Consider the following 19,582-nt stretch of genomic DNA (forward strand, 5'->3'; position numbering starts at 1 on the left):
CGACGATCTCCGACACGAACGACTCCGGTTCCTGCTGCTCATCCCGGCCCGTCCGCGCTGCCTGCATCCTCGTCATGAAGGTCAGGCCCATCAGATAGCCCGCTGCCCGGTCCGCCGGCAACCGCAGTTGCTGCTGGCCCGACGACAACAGCGCCGAGATTGCCGTGGTCGTCCGTTCGAACTCACCCAGCATCGGCGGCTTTCCCTGCCCGCCCGCCCTATCGTCCTTCTTGTGGTTGTCCTCGTTCGGCCGGTAGCCGGTGGCTCCCAGCGTGTGCATCAGCGCTCCCAGCCGGGCCGCCATGTCGTCGATCATCGTCATCGCTTCGATCAACCGACTCGTCAGCGGCTGGTCAGCCGAGATCGCGTTGATCCGCGCAACCAGCTCTCGTGTCCGGAACGCTCGCAGGACGCAGAAGTCCAGCAGCTCCTGCTTGTCCTTGAAGACACGGAAGATCGTGCCCTCGGCGATCCCCGCCGCCTTCGCGATCTGCCCGGTGGTGACGTGCGTGCCGTGCTCGGCCAGCAGGGGAATCGCCGCAAGGGCGATGGCCTCCTGCCGGTCCTCCGTGCTCATCGCAGGAGCACGCCGACGGCGCGGGGGTGACTCGGTGGACATGGAGACAGCTTATGAGTGTGGACTCACTCATGCAATGAGTAATCACTCATAGCGTTGCTGAAACCGGTCCCACCTGCGGAAGCCGGATCCACGCCTCGGTGCCCCCGCCCTCTCGCCTGCTCATCCATGCCCGACCACCGTGCCCCTGCACGACCTGCCTGACGATCGCCAGTCCAAGGCCTGACCCCGGCATCTGCCGGGCTTCCTTCGTTCGATGGAACCGTTCGAAGACCCGCTCCAGGTCGTCCTCGGCGATACCAGGACCACGATCCGCGACTTTGATCTCGGCACTGGCACCCCATTGCCGCACCAGCACCTCCACAGGAAGCCCCGGAGGCCCCCACTTCGCGGCGTTGTCCAGCAGGTTCAGCACCGCACGCTCCAACGCGTTCGCCTGCCCCCGCACCATCGCTGGCGCTTCTGTGAGCGTGAAGTTCACCTGAGGCGTCCTTGCCCGTGCCCGAGTCATGGCGGACCGTACGACTTCGGCAAGGTCGATCTCCTCGACTTCCTCCCCGGAGCGAGGATCGCGCGCCAGCTCGACGACTTCCTCGATGAGATGGTCGAGTTCGTGCATCTGGGCCTGAACGTCCTGCAGTAGCCGTTTCTTGTCCGCCGATTCCAACCGTCGCTCCGGATGATTCTCGGCCCGCAGAAGGAGATCTATGTTCGTGCGCAAGCTCGTCAATGGCGTCGCCAGCTCATGACTGGCGTCCTCCACTAGCTGACGTTGTGCGTCACGAGAGGCGCCGAGCGCGTTGAGCATCGAGTTCATGCTCTCGGCAACACGAGTGACCTCGTCGGGGTCTCGTTGGTCAACGGACACGGCAGCGCTGAGATCTTGTGTGCTGGCAACGTGTTCTGCGGCCGCGACAACCCGATCCACCGGCCGAAGACCTGCGCGCGTCAGCCAGTAACTCAGCACGCCGGCTGCCGCGATGCCCACGCCTCCGGTCAGCGCGAGCACCAAACCGAAGCTGGCGAGCGTTCCGTTCATCTCGCTCAGGTCGATCGCAATCTGAATGGCGTGCCCGTTCGGTCCGGTCTGCTTCGTGCGGATCCAGCGGGTGAGCACTCGGTACGACGTCCCGTTGATCTTGACGTCCTCGGTCGTGTCATACAGCTCGCGCCGGGCGACCTGTCGATCGGCCGCCGATACCGGGATCGACGCCTGCCCGACCGGCGTCAATGACGATCCGTCCGGGAAAACCGTCTGATACAGCGGCGTGTCGGGGCCACCACTCTGCACATTGGAACGCATCCCGGCCGAGTCGATCTTCACGGCGAAGACCACCTGACGGTCGAGGCGCTCGTTCACCACGTTGCTGAGCTGGTCACGAAGAAGGAGCCAGGCAGCGACGGATACGCCGATCACGGCGACTGCGACCGCAGCCGCCGACACGACGCCGAGGCGCCGGCGCAGCGACGGTCGTCGTCCTTTCACGCGTTCTCCGACTCCTTGAGCACGTAGCCGACTCCGCGAACAGTGTGCACGAGGCGGGGCTCGCCCTGTGCTTCCAGCTTTCGGCGCAAGTAGCCGATATAGACATCCAAGCTGTTGGAGCCCGTACCGAAGTCGTACCCCCAGACCTCCGTGAACAGCACAGACCGTGACAGCACGCGGCGCGGATGTCGTAGCAGCAGTTCGAGGAGATCGAATTCAGTGCGGGTGAGGTCGATCATCCGGTCGGCCCTGAGCACCGTGCGCGCGGTGACGTTCAGTTCAAGATCTCCGAAGGAGAGCCTCTCGCTCCCGCCGGTGTCGGTGCGCCGGAGCAGAGCCCTCAACCTGGCGAGAAGTTCCTCGAGCGCGAATGGTTTGACGAGATAGTCGTCTGCTCCTGCATCGAGGCCGGTCACACGATCGCCGATCGCGCGGCGGGCGGTCAGCATCAAGACCGGCACCCGGTCTCCGGTCGCCCGTAGACGACGACATGTCTCGAGGCCGTCGATCACCGGCATCATCACGTCGAGCACGACCGCATCCGCCGGCCTGGCCGCCTGGGATTTGAGCGCCGACTCACCATCTGCGGCGAGTTCGACCTCGTAGCCCTCGAACCGGAGGCTGCGACTGATGGACTCGCGGACCGCGGGTTCGTCGTCTACGACCAGGACACGCATGACGCCATCCTCACCGACATCGAGCGCAGTCGCGATTGTTCACAGCAACCTCTCAGTTGCTCAGGCGGCGGCCGGCGCCTGGCTCGGTTTGATCGTCCAGATCGTGCTGCTATGCCCGACCCGGATCTGGTCGACCGGGCAGTTCGTGAGGGCAGTGGCGTGTTCATCGCAGATGAGGACACGGCCGAGAACCGTTGATTGGCCGCCGTCGAGCCAGTGCACTGTGAACGAGATCTCCCGGAGAGCCGCCCCGGCCGCGCAGTCTGGGTGCACGCATCCGGTGTTTGGCATCGTGGAGTCCTGATATGGACTTGCGCCAGTGTCACCCGAAAGTGTTGTTGCTGACGCGACTGGCCAGACCGGCTCTGTAGCTGCTTCCGACCCGGGAGCTTCTCCATGCGCCGGCTGCGCAACCTTGCGGCGGTCGCTGAGTTCGCTCGGCGGCTCAGGAACGGTGCCGTCCGGGCGGTCATGCTGTGTCGGGATGTCTGAACGGGGGTGTCTGTAGCCTCCGACGCATTATTGAAGGTCGTGGCTTCCGATACGGTGGTCGAGGTGTCGGTTGGTGTGAGGGGATCCGCGCCGGGTTGGGGCCTGGGGGCGGTACGCGGCGAATAGCCGTCGTGCTCGAGACGGCGGGCGTTCACTACGCGTTGCAGAGCCTCGGGACTGGTACGTGTGGCGATGAGTTCGATCCAGTCGTGTTCGGCGCCTTGGACTGTGCCGAAACCGAGCCGGTCCACGGCGCGTACGAGGGTTGTCGCATGTGACCACGTGATCAGGCCGGACCGCAGCGCGACGTACGTACACGGGAGTTGGTCGCGTAGCCGGATGGCGGACACTGCGAGCTCACTGGCCTCGCGGCCCGAGAGGTGAAACTCGCTCTTGAGCAGTTCGGCGGCTGACGAGTGTCCGGTGCTTTCGGGCACGCCCTGGGAGGTCGCCACTGCCACGACGTGGCTCATGGCTGCGCGTACCTCTGATTCCAGGCAGACGAGTTTTCTCATCATCTCGATGAGTTCGCTGACGGTTCGGCCTCCTTCGGTGAGGTTTAGCGCTTCGAGTAGAAGCGCGGACTCGTTCGACGGTTCTTCCATGGGCTGCTCCCTTGAGTTCGGGTGTCATTCAAGCTAAGCGCTTGATGAGGGATTTGCAACTGCGTCGATTTGACCCTGTGTCGATCTGGTGCGTATAGCACGGACGCCGGTCTTGTGGGTTGAATCAAGATCGACATGTGGATGGTCGTTCGTCGATCTTGAGTTGTCCACAGGCGATGGTGGCATCGCTTCCGTCCTGCCGCGTTGACGTGCACTGTGGAGCCGCTGGTGGTCGACGGCGTCCAACGAGCCCGTAGACCGGATGTCTATCGCGAAGGGTGAGGTCGGTGTACGAAACAGCAGTGACTGTCGTAGGTAACGTCGCCACGGACGTCGTTTTGCGTCAGCTTCAGGATGGAATTCCTGTCGCCAGCTTCGGTGTGGTTTCTAACCCGAGTCGATTCGATACGAAGACGCAGAGCTGGGTTGATGGCAACAAACTCTTCGTGTGGGTCAGTGGGTGGAGGCGTCTTGCGAATGGCGCTGCAGCGTCCTTGAAGAAGGGGGATCCGGTCATCGTGACAGGCAAGCTTCGTGTGGATCAATACGAGAAGGACGGCGAGAAACGCACACTGGTCAAAGTTGATGCGAGTGCGATCGGTCCGAACCTGGCATTTTGCACGGCCGAGGCCCGGCGCGATGGTACCGGCGACATCGCTCCGTTCCTGCGAGCGGTCGACCTCGAGAAGATCAGCGACGACCAGTTGCCGCCGGCCCTGTCCGCGATCGCTGGGTGAAGTGCGTGGGCGCGTCGGCCGATCGTGGCCTTCGCGCCCACGTCTGTCTCTGCTCCTTGCTGCTCGACGGTGGCCAGCAGGGTCGGCAAGAGTGAGGTGCGCCACCTCGCAGGGGGTGGACACGATCCGTCGCGGCCGCCCGACGGGTCGTCACCGCAGGTGAGATGGGCCGAACGGCGGTACGGGACATCCCGGGAGTTCCTCGTTCGCGTCAACTTCAGTGACCCGTCCCGCCCGTTCGTGGCTACCGAGGTTCTGGTCCACTCCTCGTCGCTCTACGATCGCGCCCATGGCCGAGTACATCTACACCATGAAAAAGGCGCGGAAGACGCATGGGGACAAGGTCATCCTCGATGACGTCACCACCGCGTTCTACCCGGGCGCCAAGATCGGTGTCGTCGGCCCGAACGGCGCGGGCAAGTCGAGCGTCCTCAAGATCATGGCCGGTCTCGACCAGCCGAGCAACGGTGAGGCCTTCCTCAGCCCCGGCTACACCGTGGGCATCCTCCTCCAGGAGCCGCCGCTCAATGAGGAGAAGACCGTTCTCGGCAATGTCGAGGAGGGCGTCGGCGACATCATGGTGAAGCTTCACCGCTTCAACGAGATCGCCGAGCTCATGGCCACGGACTACTCCGAAGAGCTCATGGACGAGATGGGCAAGCTCCAGGAGGAGTTGGACCACGCCAACGCGTGGGACCTCGATTCCCAGCTCGAGCAGGCCATGGACGCCCTTCGCTGCCCGCCGCCCGATGCCGATGTGACGCTGCTGTCCGGTGGTGAGCGCCGCCGAGTCGCGCTGTGCAAGCTGCTGCTGAGCAAGCCCGACCTGCTGCTCCTCGACGAGCCCACCAACCACCTGGACGCGGAGAGCGTGCTCTGGCTCGAGCAGCACCTCGCCCAGTACGCCGGCGCTGTCCTCGCTGTCACCCACGACCGCTACTTCCTCGACAACGTCGCCGAGTGGATTATGGAGGTCGACCGTGGCCGCGTGATCGGCTACGAGGGCAACTACTCGACCTACCTCGAGAAGAAGGCTGAGCGCCTCGCCGTCCAGGGCAAGAAGGACGTCAAGCTGCAGAAGCGTCTCAAGGACGAGCTCGAATGGGTTCGGTCCGGCGCCAAGGCCCGGCAGGCCAAGTCGAAGGCCCGCCTCCAACGCTACGAGGAGATGGCGGCGGAGGCTGAGCAGAACCGCAAGCTCGACTTCGAAGAGATCCAGATCCCGCCCGGCCCCCGTCTGGGCAGTGTCGTCGTCGAGGTGAACGACCTGCGTAAGGGCTTCGGTGACCGCGTCCTCATCGATGGTCTGTCGTTCGACCTGCCGCGCAACGGCATCGTCGGCGTGATCGGTCCGAACGGCGTCGGCAAGACCACCCTGTTCAAGACCATCGTCGGTCTGGAGCAGCCGGACTCGGGCACCGTCAAGATCGGCGAGACGGTCAAGCTCTCCTACGTCGACCAGAACCGCGGCGGCATCGACCCCAAGAAGAACGTGTGGGAGGTCGTGTCCGACGGCTTGGACCACATCCAGGTCGGTCAGACCGAAATGCCCTCGCGTGCCTACGTCAGTGCCTTCGGCTTCAAGGGCGCCGACCAGCAGAAGCCGGCGGGCGTGCTGTCGGGTGGTGAGCGCAACCGCCTCAACCTCGCGCTGACCCTCAAGCAGGGCGGCAACCTGATTCTGCTCGACGAGCCGACCAACGACCTCGACGTCGAGACCCTGGGCTCGCTGGAGAACGCACTTGAGCAGTTCCCCGGCTGCGCTGTGGTCATCTCCCACGATCGGTGGTTCCTTGACCGCGTCGCAACCCACATCCTGGCGTGGGAGGGCACCGACGAGCAGCCGGCGAAGTGGTTCTGGTTCGAGGGCAACTTCGAGGGCTACGAGAAGAACAAGGTCGACCGGCTGGGCATTGACGCGGCCCGCCCGCATCGGGTGACCCACCGGAAGCTGACACGGGACTGAGGGCGGCAATCGATCGTGGCCGGCAGTGGCGAGACGCAGGCGGATGCGGAGGTTGGCACGCTCAGCGTGCCTGCCTGGCAGCTGCGTTGGCGGGCTCCGGAACTGAGCCTGGTGCTCAGCGACCGGGCGTCAGCCCTCGCCACGGGTCGCCGGGACGATGTGGAGCGGTTGAGGGCGGAGACGCTCGCGGTATTCGCCCTCAACCAGCTCGACAAGGGTGTTCAAGCGGTCGAACGCGCAGTTGCAGCGCTCAAGGCTGCTGAGGCAGGCAATCATGACGAGATCGGCTGGCGGCTTCGCATCGAATTGGCGGCCTGCGCGCGCGCCGCAGGGGTACCGCTGACCGGATTTGGTGTGCTCAAGCCGGTTTTGCGGACTGACGGCGTGCCGCCGGAGGTACGGGCATCTGCGCTCGTCGGGCTGACGGACTGCCTGGTGCTGATCGGTCGGAGCAAGGAGCTGACCGACGGGCTGGATCAGGCCGATCAGCTTTACGGCGAGGACACTGCTCTCGACGATGACGAGAAGTTGCTGTCGAGGGCATTGCTGCGTGCTTCTGCGGCGCGACAGCATCGTCGATGGGGCGACTTGAAGGCTGCCGTTGGGGCGGCGCAGGACGGTCTCGCCCTGCTCGGCGAGTTGAGCGACGCGAAGGCTGACTCCGGGTACGTCGCCAGCCGGTTGGTGCTGGAACTCGTCTGTGCCTTGATGGATTCCGAGCAGCTGGCGGACGCGGTGAAGGCCGCTGAGGAACTGCTCGAACGACCCGTGCGGGCACCGTCGGCGGCAGCGGTCGGCTGGCTCAAGCTGGCGTTGGCGACGCGTGTCCACCTGCCGGCCGGCCGGACGGCCATTGCCAACGACCTGCTGCTCGATGTCGCCGATAGTGCTGTGCGGCATCAGCTTGATCCGCTGCTGTCGGAGAGCATGCTGGCGCTGTCGCATGTTCACGAGATGGCCGGTCAACTCGCTGAAGCGTTGATCTGTCTGCGCAGCGCCCACACCGCGGAGCGGCGCCGGACTGCCGCCCTGTACACCGTGCGAACGAAGCTCGCTGAGGAATTCGCGGCCGTACATCGCGAAAGTTCAGGGCTCAAGGAGCAGCTGCCGGGGTTGATCAGGCCGCGGAGGACCAACCCGGAGCCGCGTTCGGACACCGACGCTGTGACAGGGTTGCTGAACCGCAACGGATTCCGTCGGCAGATCGACGCCGTGGTCAACGGCGGTTACATCGACCACGCGTTGTCTCTGGTGCTGCTTGACGTCGACGTCGCCGGGACGAGCGGTAATGGTGTTGCTCCGGTGGACGAGCAGGTCATGCGCAAGATCGCCGATCGAGTGCGCGACACGGCTCCGGGCAAGGCCGCGGTTGGCCGAACCGCTGGTGACGAGTTGGCTGTGCTGCTGCCGGACACGACGCGGGACCAGGCTCAGCGTTGGGTGGAAGAACTCAGGTCTGAAGTGTCGCCGGGGTTGGCCGTCACGGTGACCACCGGTGTCGCTGAATATCGCCCGGGTAGCGGCGGCGAAGCGCTGCTCACCGACGCGGATCAAGCCCTGTCGCAGGCCCGAGGCGGGGGCGGCCGGCGACGCCGTCGACCTGGTTGGTCGCGGCGCTGCACAGAAGGCCGAGACTACGGCGGAGCGAGTCGATCCAGCGCTTCGTCCGACTCCAGCACCTTCGGACGACTTGCCTCGCCGAAGGGTGCGGCGGGCTGACGAACAACCGGCGGGGTTGTCATCCGCGTGGGCTCAGGCGGCCGACCGATGGCGGATGGGCAATGCGGGCATGCCGTCCAACCCGGTGGAGATGGCGGATTCCGCGAACCTGTTCTCGGACGGGACCCAGGCCTCGGACCGTGACCGGACGCAGGCACCAGGTGCGTTGGCGGCGTTCTTCCGTGCCGCGGCTGATTCGGCTTCGACGACGGTCGAGCCGCCGAAGGTCGAGTCCGCTGGTGGACGGCGGCGAGCCGAAGACCGTGAAACCGACGAGGAGAAGCCCTCCAACTCGCGGCGGCATGCCAATGACGAGACGGGCCGTCCGGGATTGGCCTCGTTGGTCGAGTTGCTGGCTGCCGCTGGGACTGGCGGCCGGCGTCGTGCGCCGGAACCACCCGACGCCGAGGCACTAGTTGCAACAGAGCCGACTGTCGAGCCGCAGACCGAGCAGCCGACGTCGACCGGGCGGCGTCGCCGAGCCGAATCGTTCGAACGCAGCGAGATTGCGGACGAGCTTCGTGCTGACTCAGGAAGGTGGCGGCTCGAGCCGCCGTCGACTCGGACCGCGAAGCAGGTACCTACGGTTGAACCTGCGGAGGTCCAGCCGTCCCAGCCGCTGGCTGCCTCTGTTGAAGATCCTTTTGTCCTGGCTGAAACACCAGCAGTAGTGAACACGCGCTCGACTGGAGACAACGAGCAGGCTGACGCCGGCACGGTTCCTTTCAGCACTCGTGCGGGCGTGCCGCATGAAGTCTTGGGGCAGGAGCGGGGCTCCGAGCGCGATCCGGAAAGCGCCTCCAAGCCGGATGCCGCCGTTGCGACTGCCAGCTCGAGTGCCGATACGGCAGTGGCCGAGCGGTCCGCCGACGAGACGCCGGTGGTGCGCGAAGGTCGGCGCCCACGTTCGGAGTTGGCGGATCTGCTGGCCGAGGCACTGGTTGCCTTCGAGTCGACCGAACATGCCGGGCACACGAACTTCGACGACGAACCGCCGGCCGCCCGGCCGTACAAGGAGCCGTCGACGGTCGATCAGTACGACTGGCAGCCGGAGCGGTCGGGGTCGAGGCACCGGCAGCCCGAACCGGAGGACCGGATCGAGGTGCCCAGCACTTCGTCCGAACCGCCGATGTTGTCCGATTGGGTGCTTTCTGGCCGAGAAAGCCAGCCGCCGCGATCCGACACGTCTGGGTTGGGTGACTGGGCCCCGACGCCGTACCGCGAGGACCGGCCGGCGGTCGATCATGATCCGCGACCGGTCGAGCCGGAACGGGACTGGTCGGACTGGACGTGGACCCCTCCGGAACGCTGACCAGGCGAAAACCAACTCGTCAGTAACCTGAAGATGCGTGTCGGTGGCACCCGTCACAGGGTTCGATTCAGCTGCAACCCCTAGGCGTTTGCGGTGCGGCGACCCATCTAGGGTGGACTACGGTCCCGGCGCACCGAGGCGCCGGATAGCGTGGAGCCGCCTGAAAATGACCTCGACTGGAGCCCCGTCCCGCCCTGCGACCGCCAGCACTGGCGTGAGCCGCGAAGACCGGCTGGACAGTCCCGAACAGGTACGCGATGAGCTGATCGGCGGCGCCGTTGCCGCCGCTCCGGAACTCGCAGAACTGATCCGCCTCTACTACCGCTACGTGCCCGCCGAGGAAGTCATCGACGACGACCCGAGCGACCTGGTCGGCGCGGTGCGATCCACCTACCAACTGGCGGACAACCGTGTCCCCGGCCGGCCGGTGGTTCGCATCCTCAACCCGACGCGGTCCCAGGACGGGTGGACGTGCCCGGTGACGGTCGTGCAGATCGTCACCGACGACATGCCCTACCTGGTCGACTCGATCTCGTCGGCGCTGATCCGCAGCGGAATCCAGGTGCACCGCGTCGTGCACCCGATCGTGGTGGTGCGCCGGGACGTGACGGGCGAGCTTCGCGAGGTGCTGCCGGAAGCGGACCCGGGCGACCCGCCGGCGGACACTCTCGCCGAGTCGTGGATGCACATCGAGGTCGACCTCATCACGGACGCTGAGCGCGGCCGGGAGCTCGAGAATCGCCTCATCACGGTGGTCAACGACGTCCGTGAGGTCGTCGAGGACACCGACAAGATGGCGGGCACGGCCCTGCAGCTGGCGGACCAACTTGAGCAGGCGCCGCCGCAGCTGGATGCGGAGGAGGTCGGTGACGGCACGAGCCTGCTGCGGTGGTTGGCCCGGGGGCACTTCACCTTCATCGGCTATCGCCAGTACGAGCTGGTCGAGGACCCTGCTGGTGGTGAAGAGCCGGCGTTGCGTGCGGTGTTGGCTTCCGGTTTGGGTGTGCTGCGTCAGGACAGCCTGGCGGCGCGGAGCCTGACCGCCGGCCCGGACACTGCGGCACAGGCGCTGGCCCCGGAGCTGCTGGTGCTGACGCAGGCGAGTGCGCCGTCTGCGGTGCACCGTTCGATGTACCCGTACTACGTGGGCGTGAAGACGTTCGACGCCGACGGCAACGTCAGCGGCGAGCACCGATTCCTCGGTGTCTTCACCACGTCGGCGTTGCACGAGGATGTGCTGGACATCCCGGTGATCAGCCGCCGGGTCCGCAACGTCATCCACCGAGCTGGCTTCCCGCTGGAGTCGTACTCCGGCCAGCGGATGCTCGAGGTCATTCAGAACTACCCGCGCAGCGAGCTGTTCTCCACCGACGCGGAAACTCTGTACGACATCGCCACGGGCGTGCTGGCCCTGGCCGAGCGTCGCCGGCTGCGGCTGTTTCTGCGCCGCGACCCGTACGGGCGGTTCTACTCGTGCCTGGTGTATCTGCCGCGCGACCGCTACACGACGACGTCGCGGTTGGCGATGCAGGAAGTCCTGCTGGCTGAGCTGCAGGGCAAGAACCTCGAGTACAGCGCGCTGATCGGCGAGAGCCCACTGGCCCGCGTGCACTTCATGGTGCACACGGAGCCGAGCGAGGCGCCGGAGCTGAATGCTGCTCACATTCAGTCCCTGCTGGGTGAGGCCACCCGCAACTGGGACGACCGCATGGCGGACGCGATCCTGTCCGAGCACAACGAGCCCGAGCAGTCCTCGGAGCAGGTGAACCAGCTCGGCGCGGAGTCCGCCACCGAGCAGGGCCAGCGCTTCGCGATGGCGTTCCCGGAGAGCTACAAGGAAGACTTCACCGCCACCGAAGGTCTGGCCGACCTGCGCCGGATCCAGCGACTGTCCGAGGGCGACCTGGACATGTCGTTCTACCTGCCGGCGGACGCGGAGCCGGGGGAGCGGCGGTTCAAGCTGTATCTCGCCGGCGCGCGGGTGACGCTGTCGCAGGTGTTGCCGGTGTTGCAGCGGATGGGCGTCGAGGTCGTCGACGAGCGGCCGTACGAGATCCAGCGCGAGGACGGCACCCAGTGCTGGATCTTCGACTTCGGTCTGCGCATGGAGCAGGGCGTACTTGACCGGCTCGCCACGCAGGACCTGGACACCGTCCGCGTTCTGTTCCAGGACGCGTTCGCGGCGGCCTGGCGCGACGAGGCGGAGGTCGACAGCTTCAACGCCCTCGTGCTGCGCGCCGGGCTCGGCTGGCGGCAGGCGTCGGTGCTCCGCGCGTACGCGAAGTACCTGCGCCAGGTGGGTATCCCGTACAGCCAGGACTACATCGAGGATGCGGTCCTGCGCTACACGAACGTCGCCGAGGCGCTGGTGCGGCTGTTCGAGTCGCGCTTCGACCCGGCGCTGTCGGACGACACCCGCGCCGGAGTGGTCTCGGCGTTGACGGCCGACATCTCGGAGCTGATCGACGAGGTCACCAGCCTCGACGCGGACCGGATCCTGCGGCAGCTGCTGTCGCTGATCAACGCGACGCTGCGGACGAACTACTTCGTGCGTGACGTGGACGGCAACGTGCGGCCGTACCTGGCGGTCAAGCTGGATTCCAGGTCACTGCCGGAGCTGCCGGATCCGAAGCCGCGCTTCGAGATCTTCGTGTACTCGCCGCGCTTCGAGGGCGTCCACCTGCGGTTCGGGCCGGTGGCCCGAGGCGGCCTGCGCTGGTCCGACCGGCGGGAGGACTTCCGCACCGAGATCCTGGGCCTGGTCAAGGCCCAGGCGGTGAAGAACGCTGTCATCGTGCCGGTCGGCGCGAAGGGCGGCTTCGTGCTCAAGCGGCCGCCGGCCCCCAAGGGCGACCCGGGCCTGGACCGCGAGGCGTTCCTGGCCGAGGGCATCACCTGCTACCGCATGTTCATCTCAGGCCTGCTCGACCTGACCGACAACCTCGACTCGGGCGCGGTCGTGCCGGCCCCGCAGGTCGTCCGGTACGACGGCGACGACACGTACCTCGTCGTCGCGGCGGACAAGGGCACCGCGACGTTCTCGGACATCGCCAACGAGGTCGCGGGCAAATACGGCTTCTGGCTTGGTGACGCGTTCGCCTCCGGAGGCTCGGTCGGGTACGACCACAAGCAGATGGGCATCACCGCCAAGGGCGCGTGGGAGAGCGTCAAGCGGGCGTTCCGGGAACTGGGCGTCGACACGCAGACGCAGGAGTTCACGGTTGTCGGCGTCGGCGACATGTCCGGCGACGTGTTCGGCAACGGCATGCTGCTGTCCGAGCACATCCGACTGGTGGCGGCGTTCGACCACCGGCACGTCTTCCTCGACCCGAATCCGGTGGCGGCGCCGACCTTCGCCGAGCGGAAGCGCCTGTTCGAGCTGCCGCGCTCGTCGTGGGACGACTACGACCGCAGCCTGATCAGCGACGGCGGCGGGGTGTGGCCGCGGACGGCGAAGTCGATTCCGCTGAGCCCGCAGATCAAGGCGGCGCTGGGGATCGACGGCGACGTCGAGCACATGGCGCCGACCGATCTGATCAAGAGGATCTTGCTGGCGCCGGTCGACCTGCTCTGGAACGGTGGCATCGGCACCTACGTGAAGTCGGCGGCCGAGTCGCACGCGGAGGTCGGCGACAAGGCGAACGACGCGGTCCGGGTGGACGGCGCCGACCTGCGGGTGAAGGTTATCGGCGAAGGCGGCAACCTGGGGTTGACGCAGCGTGGCCGGATCGAGTTCGCCCGTGCGGGCGGCCGGGTCAACACCGACGCGTTGGACAACTCGGCCGGTGTCGACTGCTCCGACCACGAGGTCAACATCAAGATCCTGCTGGACCACCTCGTCGCCGAGGGCCAGCTGGACCGTGAGCACCGCAACGAGCTGCTGGCGGAGATGACCGACGAGGTCGGCATGCTGGTGCTCCGCGACAACTACTGGCAGAACAGTGTGCTGGGGGTCAGCCGGGCCCACGCGGCGCCGATGCTGTCGGTGCACGCGCGACTGGTCGACGACCTCGAAGCCAACCACGGCCTGGACCGCAACCTCGAGGCCCTGCCGTCGAGCATGCAGTTCAAGGCGCTGGAGAAGGCGGGCGACGGGCTGACCTCGCCGGAGCTGGCGACGCTGCTCGCGCACGTCAAGCTGGCGATCAAGGACGAGGTGCTGGCCAGCACCCTGCCCGACTCGGACGTGTTCGTGCGCCGGCTGCCGGAGTACTTCCCGAGCAAGCTGCGGGAGCAGTTCGGCAACGCGATCGGCTCGCACCCGCTGCGCAAGCAGATCACCACGACGCTGCTGGTCAACGAGGTCGTCGACGGCGGCGGCATCTCCTACGCGTTCCGGCTGGCCGAGGAGGTCGGCGCGAGCTCGACCGACGCGGTCCGGGCCTATGCGGTGGTGACGAACGTCTACGGCCTGCCGGAGATCTGGCGCGAGATCGACGCGCTGGACAACAAGGTCTCCACGGATCTGCAAAATTCGCTGATGTTGGAGACGCGCCGACTGCTCGACCGTGCGTCCCGGTGGCTGCTGTCGAACCGCCCGCAACCGCTGGCCGTGGGCGCCGAGATCAATCGCTTCTCGGCGATGGTGAGCGAGTTGGCACCGCAGGCGCTGAACCTGTTGCACGGCCGGGAGCGCGAGATCGTCGCCGGTCACGCGCAGCAGCTGCTCGACCAGGGTGCCCCCAAGCACTTGGCGGAGCGCGTTGCCGCACTGCTCTACACGTACGGCCTGCTGGACATCAGCGAGGTCGCGGAGCTGGCGGAGCGCGAAGGCCTGGGTGTGGAGCGCACGCACCAGGAGACCGCGGAGCTGTACTACGCGTTGTCGGAGCATCTGAACATCGACCAGATGCTCAGCTCGGTCAGCGCGCTGGAACGCGGCAACCGCTGGCACGCGCTCGCCCGCCTGGCGCTGCGCGACGACCTGTACTACTCGCTGCGGGCGATCACCCTCGACGTGCTCCGGCACAGCGACCCGGGTGAGAGCCCCGAGGTGAAGATCGCCAACTGGGAGCAGTCCAACGCCTCGCGGCTGGGCCGGGCCCGGGCAGCGCTGCAGGAGATCAGCCGGGTCGGCCGGCTCGATCTGGCGACGCTGTCGGTGGCGGCGCGGCAGGTGCGCAGCATGATCCGCTGAGATCGACGGACGACGGGCCCCGCCGGCGAGCGTCGCCGGTGGGGCCCTGTTCGTACCGGCTGCCGTCCGTGAAATGGGCTCCGAGCTGGCTGAGTAGGATCCGATACCGAATCAGGGCATCAGCCAGGGAGGCGTTGTAGTTGGGTGTCTTCGTCGCGCAGGTGCGACCGCGGTGGTCCGACATGGATGCCTACGGGCACGTCAACCACGCGAACACGGTCACCCTTCTCGAAGAGGCGCGAGTCGCGCTCGTGTTCACCGAGGCGGCGAGGCAGGGCCTCGTCGACATGTCCCGCGGCATGGTCGTGGTGAAACTGGCGGTGGACTACCGCGTGCCCCTGGTGTTCGACGGGGGAGCGGTCGACATCGAGATGTCCGTGCGCGATCTGAAGGCGTCGTCGTTCATGCTGGACTACGCCGTGCGCACTGGTGGAAACGGTTCGTCGACGGTCGCGGTGACAGCGGAGACGCTGATCTGCGCCTACGACGTGGACGAGACGAGGCCGCGGCGGTTGACCGACGCCGAGCGGGACTTCCTCGCGAGCTGGCATTCCGGGGGCGCACGTGGCTGAGTTGGTATTCGCCGATCCGTCGGAGCGCGACGACCTCGGCGCGTTCGTGGCCCGGGCCGTGCGCCTGGACCAACAAGGCGTCGTGCGCCTGCGCAACCGCGGCGAGGACCGGGTCGAGGCGTGGGTGGCGACGCCGTTCGACGTGTTGGCAACGCGGACCGTCGCCGGTTCGGCGACGCCGTCCGATGTGGCGGTCTCGGGCAGCGAACTGCTCGCCGGCCTGGCCATCCTGCGCGGCGACCGGGTGGATCCGGGTGCGTCGAAGGACCTGATGTGGCGTAGTGCCCTGCCCCCGGCTGACGGGTGGAAGCAGGTCGACGACCTGCCGGTGACCGTGATGACGGAGCTGGCCGACCAGGGCGTGGCGGTCGCGCGTGAGAACTCCGGCCCGCACGGCACGCCGCCGGCGTCGCTGCTGGACCAGACGGTGCTGACCGTCAGCGGCAGCGGACTGGACGTCAAGATTCCGCTGCGCTGCCTGTTCGCGCTGTCCGGGATGGGATTCCTGGGCTCCGGCGACACGGGCGACAACGTGCGCGTGACGGCGACCGACGCCTGGTTGCGCATCGACGCCCGGTTTGGCGCGGTGGTCCGTCGCCGCCACGCGTTGCTGCCGTTGCTGGTCTGACGAAGTCCAGCAGTTCGACGAAGTCGAGCTCTTTTGCAAACTCGGGCTTTTTGTCGAAGTCGACTTCGCCGGCCGGGATGGGGCAGACCGGCGAAGTCGACCAGATGGTCAGCGGAGCATGAACTCGCGGACCGACAGTGCGCGGTTGACGACGCGGACGTCGCCGACCCAGCCGTAGAAGCCCTGGTCGACGGTGCGGTCGTAGTCATAGGCCCCGAGCAGCCAGTTGCCGGTGCCGGCGATGCCGACGGCTGGGGTCTTGGGGTTCCGCAGAACTCGACATCCGTTGACGAACATTGACGTGTGTTGCCCGTCGTTGACCAGAGCGACATGCCACCACTGGTCGAGGGGGAGCTCGTGGCCCCAGGACGTGGAGATGCCGGTCTGGTTGAGCGCGAAGACGGCCCACTGGAACTGGGCGCCGTCGGACAGGGCGAGGGTGGCGGCGGGCTCGAGAGGGTCGTCTCCGGTCTTGCCGGCGTCGCGGCCGCGGCACAGGCGGGAGAAGATGCCGCACCACGCGTGCAGACCGTTTTTGAAATCTGCGGGAACTTTGACGAACGCCTCGATCGTGTAGCCGTGCTCGAAGTTGGCGGAGTTCAGCGGTGCGCCGTCGACGGTCTGCAGGTAGGCGCCGTGGCCAGGGTTCTTGCCGCCGTCGAAACGGAGGCTGCCGTGCGCGGGTGCACCTGGGGCGAAATCGGCAGACCAGGTCAAAGCTGACGCGGAGCTGCCGGGCATGGTGACCCGGACGAGATCGTTGCCCCGGCCGGAGAGGTCGCGCTGGACGAGACTGTCGGCGAAGGGCGTGCCGGCGGCGGGGCCGTTGTCGAACCGCCAGTAGGCGAGGGTGCCGGGGATCAGGAGGTCGCGTGCCGGGCGGGAGACCGGCGGCGGCACGGGGGCGAAGCCGCTGAACCGGTCGGTGAAGTTGATGTCGACCGTGAAGCGGTTGACGGGACCGGTGAGCTCGATTTCGCGGCGGTCGAGCTCGTTGAGACGAGACGAGTTCTGGGCGAGTAGCCAGGGCGAGATGGTCGAGACGTCGATGACGTTGCGGGCCAGGTCGAAGCGGTAGAGCCGGATCATGGCGCTGCCGCCGTAGTAGTGGTCCTGGTAGTTGGTGATGTGCACGTGGACGTCGTGACCGGCTTTGTTGTGCAGCGTGGCCCGGCCGGGCGGCCAGAAGTGGCCGTTGAGGGTGAGGAAGATCTGGTCGTTGTCGTCGATGAGCTGGTCCCACAGCTGCTGCCCGTAGTCGGACAGCGAAGCCTGGCCGGAGTCGTCGGCGTAGGCGAGTTCGTGTGTGGTGACGATGACCGGCGTCTTCGGGTGCTGGCGGATGACCGACCGGGCCCAGTCGAAGCCGGCGGGCGACAGCCGCCAGTCGAGGGCGAGGACGAGCCAGTCACGGCCGCCGCCGCGGAACACGTGGTAGCTGTTGTAGCCGTCCTTCGACGACCCGCGGAACGTCGGCGAGCTGCGGAACCGCTGCGGACCGAACGTCGACAGCCACGGGGTGCTGCCGCGCTGGTCGGTGGTGGAGGAGTTCACGTCATGGTTGCCGGCGAGCACGCTGTAGCCGACGCGATTGCGGTCGAGCGCCTGGAACGAGTGGCCGATCTGGGCGATCTCGCCGGCTTCGCCGTGTTCGGTGAGGTCGCCGAGGTGCGAGAGAAAGACAACGTTGTCGTCGCCGCCGTCGAGGACGTAGCGCAGCGAGGCGTCTAAGGGGGCGGCGTCGCCGCGGTCCTCGTCGAACAGGTACTGCGTGTCCGGCATGACGACGAGCGTGAAGCGCGGGTCGTTCGGATCGGGGCACCAGCCGGCGGTCGACGACGGGTCGGCGGCCGCGGACACGGCGCCGAGCGCGCCGGTCGCCGCGACCCCCGCACCGAGAAGCCCAGCACCGCGCAGGAAGCTGCGACGACTTGAGTCACTCATGCGCGGCAAGCTAGCCGCCCATCGCCAACGCGGACGGAACTGCGGGTGAACGACGCCGGATGTGTGGTCGGTCGGAAGGCGCGATCACACCAGCCAGACGGCGGTGTCGGGCGGGAGCAGGTCGGCGGCCATGGGCCCGCTGGCCAGCAGCACCTGCCCCGGCGGCAGGGGCACCGGAGCACTGCCGGTGTTCAACGCGCAGATCAACCCTCCGCCCTTGCGACGGAAGGCGAAGCAGCCGGGCGGGGCTCCGTACCACTCGAGGCTCTCGCCGCCGAACGCCGGATGGGTTTTCCGCAGCTCGAGGGCCTGCCGGTAGAGGGACAGCATGGAGCCGGGATCCTCCAACTGGGCCTCGACGGTGAGCCCGGCCCACTCGTGCGGCATGGGCAGCCAGGTGACGACGCCGGAGGAGAAGCCGAACGGAGGCTGCGAGCCCTCCCACGGAATGGGCACACGGCAGCCGTCACGGCCCCGGTCGGTGTGCCCGGACCGAAGCCAGATGGGGTCCTGCAACGCCCACTCGGGTAGCTCGACGTTGGGCAGCCCGAGTTCCTCGCCGTTGTAGACGTACACGACGCCGGGCAGGGCGAGCTCGACCAAAGCCATGGCCCGGGCCCGCTGCCGGCCCAGCAGACCATCGCCGTAGCGGGTGACGTGCCGGATGACGTCGTGGTTGGACAGGGTCCAGGTGGCGGGGGAGTCGACGTAGGTGACGGCGGCCAGCGAGGACTCGATGGCGGTACGCACGGAGTCGGCGTCGAAGTCGGCTTCCACGAGACGGAAGTTGAAGCCGAGATGGAGCTCGTCGGCCCGCAGGTAGCGGGTGAACCGCTCGTTCTCCTTGACCCAGATCTCGCCGACGGCCATGGCGTTGGGGTACTCGTCGAGCACCTTGCGGATCATGCGGTGGATCTCGTGCACGCCGTCGTCGTCGAACCGCGGGTCGAGGGCGTTGTCGTGCAACACGCCGGCGCCGACGGAGGCCCGGGGGTCCATGTCGGGCAGCCCGTACGGCTTGGCCATGCCGTGGGCGACGTCGATACGGAACCCGTCGGCGCCCCGGTCGAGCCAGAACCGCAAGGTCCGCTCGAGGTCGGCCCGAACCTCGGGATGCGCCCAGTTCAGGTCGGGCTGCTGCGGCGCGAACAGGTGCAGATACCACTGCCCGTCGGCGACGCGCGTCCAGGCGGGCCCGCCGAAGACGCTGGTCCAGTTGTTGGGCGGCAACGAACCGTCGCCGCCGCGACCCTCACGGAAGTGGTACCGCTCCCGCTCGACACTGCCGGGCCCGGCCCGCAGCGCGGCCTGGAACCACTCGTGCTGGTCGCTGGTGTGGTTGGGCACCAGGTCGACGGTGACCTTGATGCCGCAGTTGTGCGCGTCGGCGACAAGCCGGTCGAACGCGGCCAGGTCGCCGAACAGCGGGTCGACGTCCCGAGGGTCGGCGACGTCGTAGCCGTGGTCGGCCATCGGCGACCGGTAGAACGGCGTCAGCCACAGCGCGTCGATGCCGAGCAGCTCCAGGTACCCCAGCCGGGACCGGATGCCCTCGAGATCGCCGACGCCGTCCCCGTCGGAGTCCGCGAAGGACCTGACGTACACCTGGTAGAAGACCGCCTCCCGCCACCAAGCAGACTTCTCGGCGATCTCGGCATGAACGTCAGCGGATCGTCGCACGGGGTGTCATATTGCCACCCGTCCGGGATCGGTTGTCCCCTAACGGGTTA

At 67.1% G+C, this 19,582-nt stretch carries 12 protein-coding genes and 1 pseudogene; 7 read left to right on the top strand and 6 right to left on the bottom strand.

Annotated elements, in window-relative coordinates:
• Positions 1–478: 478 nt before the first annotated feature.
• The 4 genes and pseudogenes from M3Q35_RS49060 to M3Q35_RS49065 all read right to left on the bottom strand — a co-directional run.
• Positions 479–619 (bottom strand): annotated as a pseudogene (locus M3Q35_RS49060) (TetR/AcrR family transcriptional regulator); the annotation flags it as partial.
• Between the two features lie 46 nt (positions 620–665).
• Positions 666–2,063: a sensor histidine kinase gene (locus tag M3Q35_RS43420; RefSeq protein WP_273938414.1), complete on the bottom strand. Its 1,398-nt coding sequence runs from the start codon at positions 2,061–2,063 to the stop codon at positions 666–668.
• Positions 2,060–2,740 (bottom strand): response regulator transcription factor, encoded by a 681-nt coding sequence (locus tag M3Q35_RS43425; protein WP_273938415.1) that lies wholly within the window; start codon positions 2,738–2,740, stop codon positions 2,060–2,062. Before M3Q35_RS43425 ends, M3Q35_RS43420 begins: the two co-directional genes overlap by 4 nt.
• Positions 2,722–3,837: a DUF222 domain-containing protein gene (locus M3Q35_RS49065; protein ID WP_420704733.1), complete on the bottom strand. Its 1,116-nt coding sequence runs from the start codon at positions 3,835–3,837 to the stop codon at positions 2,722–2,724. The genes M3Q35_RS43425 and M3Q35_RS49065 overlap by 19 nt, the downstream gene beginning before the upstream one ends.
• Positions 3,838–4,124: 287 nt before the next feature.
• Here M3Q35_RS49065 and ssb point away from each other — a divergent pair, with 287 nt between their 5' ends.
• The 7 genes from ssb to M3Q35_RS43460 all read left to right on the top strand — a co-directional run bounded on the left by ssb (position 4,125) and on the right by M3Q35_RS43460 (position 15,908).
• Entirely contained in the window at positions 4,125–4,574 is a 450-nt protein-coding gene (ssb, locus tag M3Q35_RS43430; protein ID WP_273938416.1) for a single-stranded DNA-binding protein, read from the top strand.
• Positions 4,575–4,863: 289 nt separating this feature from the next.
• On the top strand, positions 4,864–6,540 hold the full coding sequence (gene ettA / locus M3Q35_RS43435; protein ID WP_273938417.1) for an energy-dependent translational throttle protein EttA: 1,677 nt from the start codon (positions 4,864–4,866) through the stop codon (positions 6,538–6,540).
• A 15-nt stretch (positions 6,541–6,555) separates the two neighbouring features.
• Entirely contained in the window at positions 6,556–8,259 is a 1,704-nt protein-coding gene (locus tag M3Q35_RS43440) for a GGDEF domain-containing protein (RefSeq protein ID WP_273938418.1), read from the top strand.
• Between the two features lie 55 nt (positions 8,260–8,314).
• Positions 8,315–9,571 carry a hypothetical protein gene (locus tag M3Q35_RS43445; RefSeq protein ID WP_273938419.1) on the top strand — a complete coding sequence of 419 codons (1,257 nt, stop codon included), beginning with the start codon at positions 8,315–8,317 and terminating at the stop codon, positions 9,569–9,571.
• Between the two features lie 166 nt (positions 9,572–9,737).
• A complete protein-coding gene (locus M3Q35_RS43450) occupies positions 9,738–14,708 on the top strand; it encodes an NAD-glutamate dehydrogenase (protein WP_273938420.1) in 4,971 nt (1,656 codons plus the stop codon).
• 182 nt (positions 14,709–14,890) lie between these two features.
• Complete coding sequence (locus tag M3Q35_RS43455) at positions 14,891–15,280, top strand: acyl-CoA thioesterase (RefSeq protein WP_273938421.1); 390 nt, start codon at positions 14,891–14,893, stop codon at positions 15,278–15,280.
• Complete coding sequence (locus tag M3Q35_RS43460; protein WP_273938422.1) at positions 15,273–15,908, top strand: DUF8010 domain-containing protein; 636 nt, start codon at positions 15,273–15,275, stop codon at positions 15,906–15,908. The genes M3Q35_RS43455 and M3Q35_RS43460 overlap by 8 nt, the downstream gene beginning before the upstream one ends.
• A 108-nt stretch (positions 15,909–16,016) precedes the next feature.
• Here M3Q35_RS43460 and M3Q35_RS43465 read toward each other — a convergent pair whose 3' ends face one another.
• Both M3Q35_RS43465 and M3Q35_RS43470 read right to left on the bottom strand, forming a co-directional pair.
• Entirely contained in the window at positions 16,017–17,852 is a 1,836-nt protein-coding gene (locus M3Q35_RS43465) for a LamG-like jellyroll fold domain-containing protein (protein ID WP_273938423.1), read from the bottom strand.
• An 84-nt stretch (positions 17,853–17,936) separates the two neighbouring features.
• Positions 17,937–19,532: a glycoside hydrolase family 13 protein gene (locus tag M3Q35_RS43470; RefSeq protein WP_273938424.1), complete on the bottom strand. Its 1,596-nt coding sequence runs from the start codon at positions 19,530–19,532 to the stop codon at positions 17,937–17,939.
• Between the last annotated feature and the right edge of the window lie 50 nt (positions 19,533–19,582).

Origin of the sequence: Kutzneria chonburiensis (assembly GCF_028622115.1) — a bacterium.
Taxonomy (GTDB): Bacteria; Actinomycetota; Actinomycetes; order Mycobacteriales; family Pseudonocardiaceae; genus Kutzneria; species Kutzneria chonburiensis.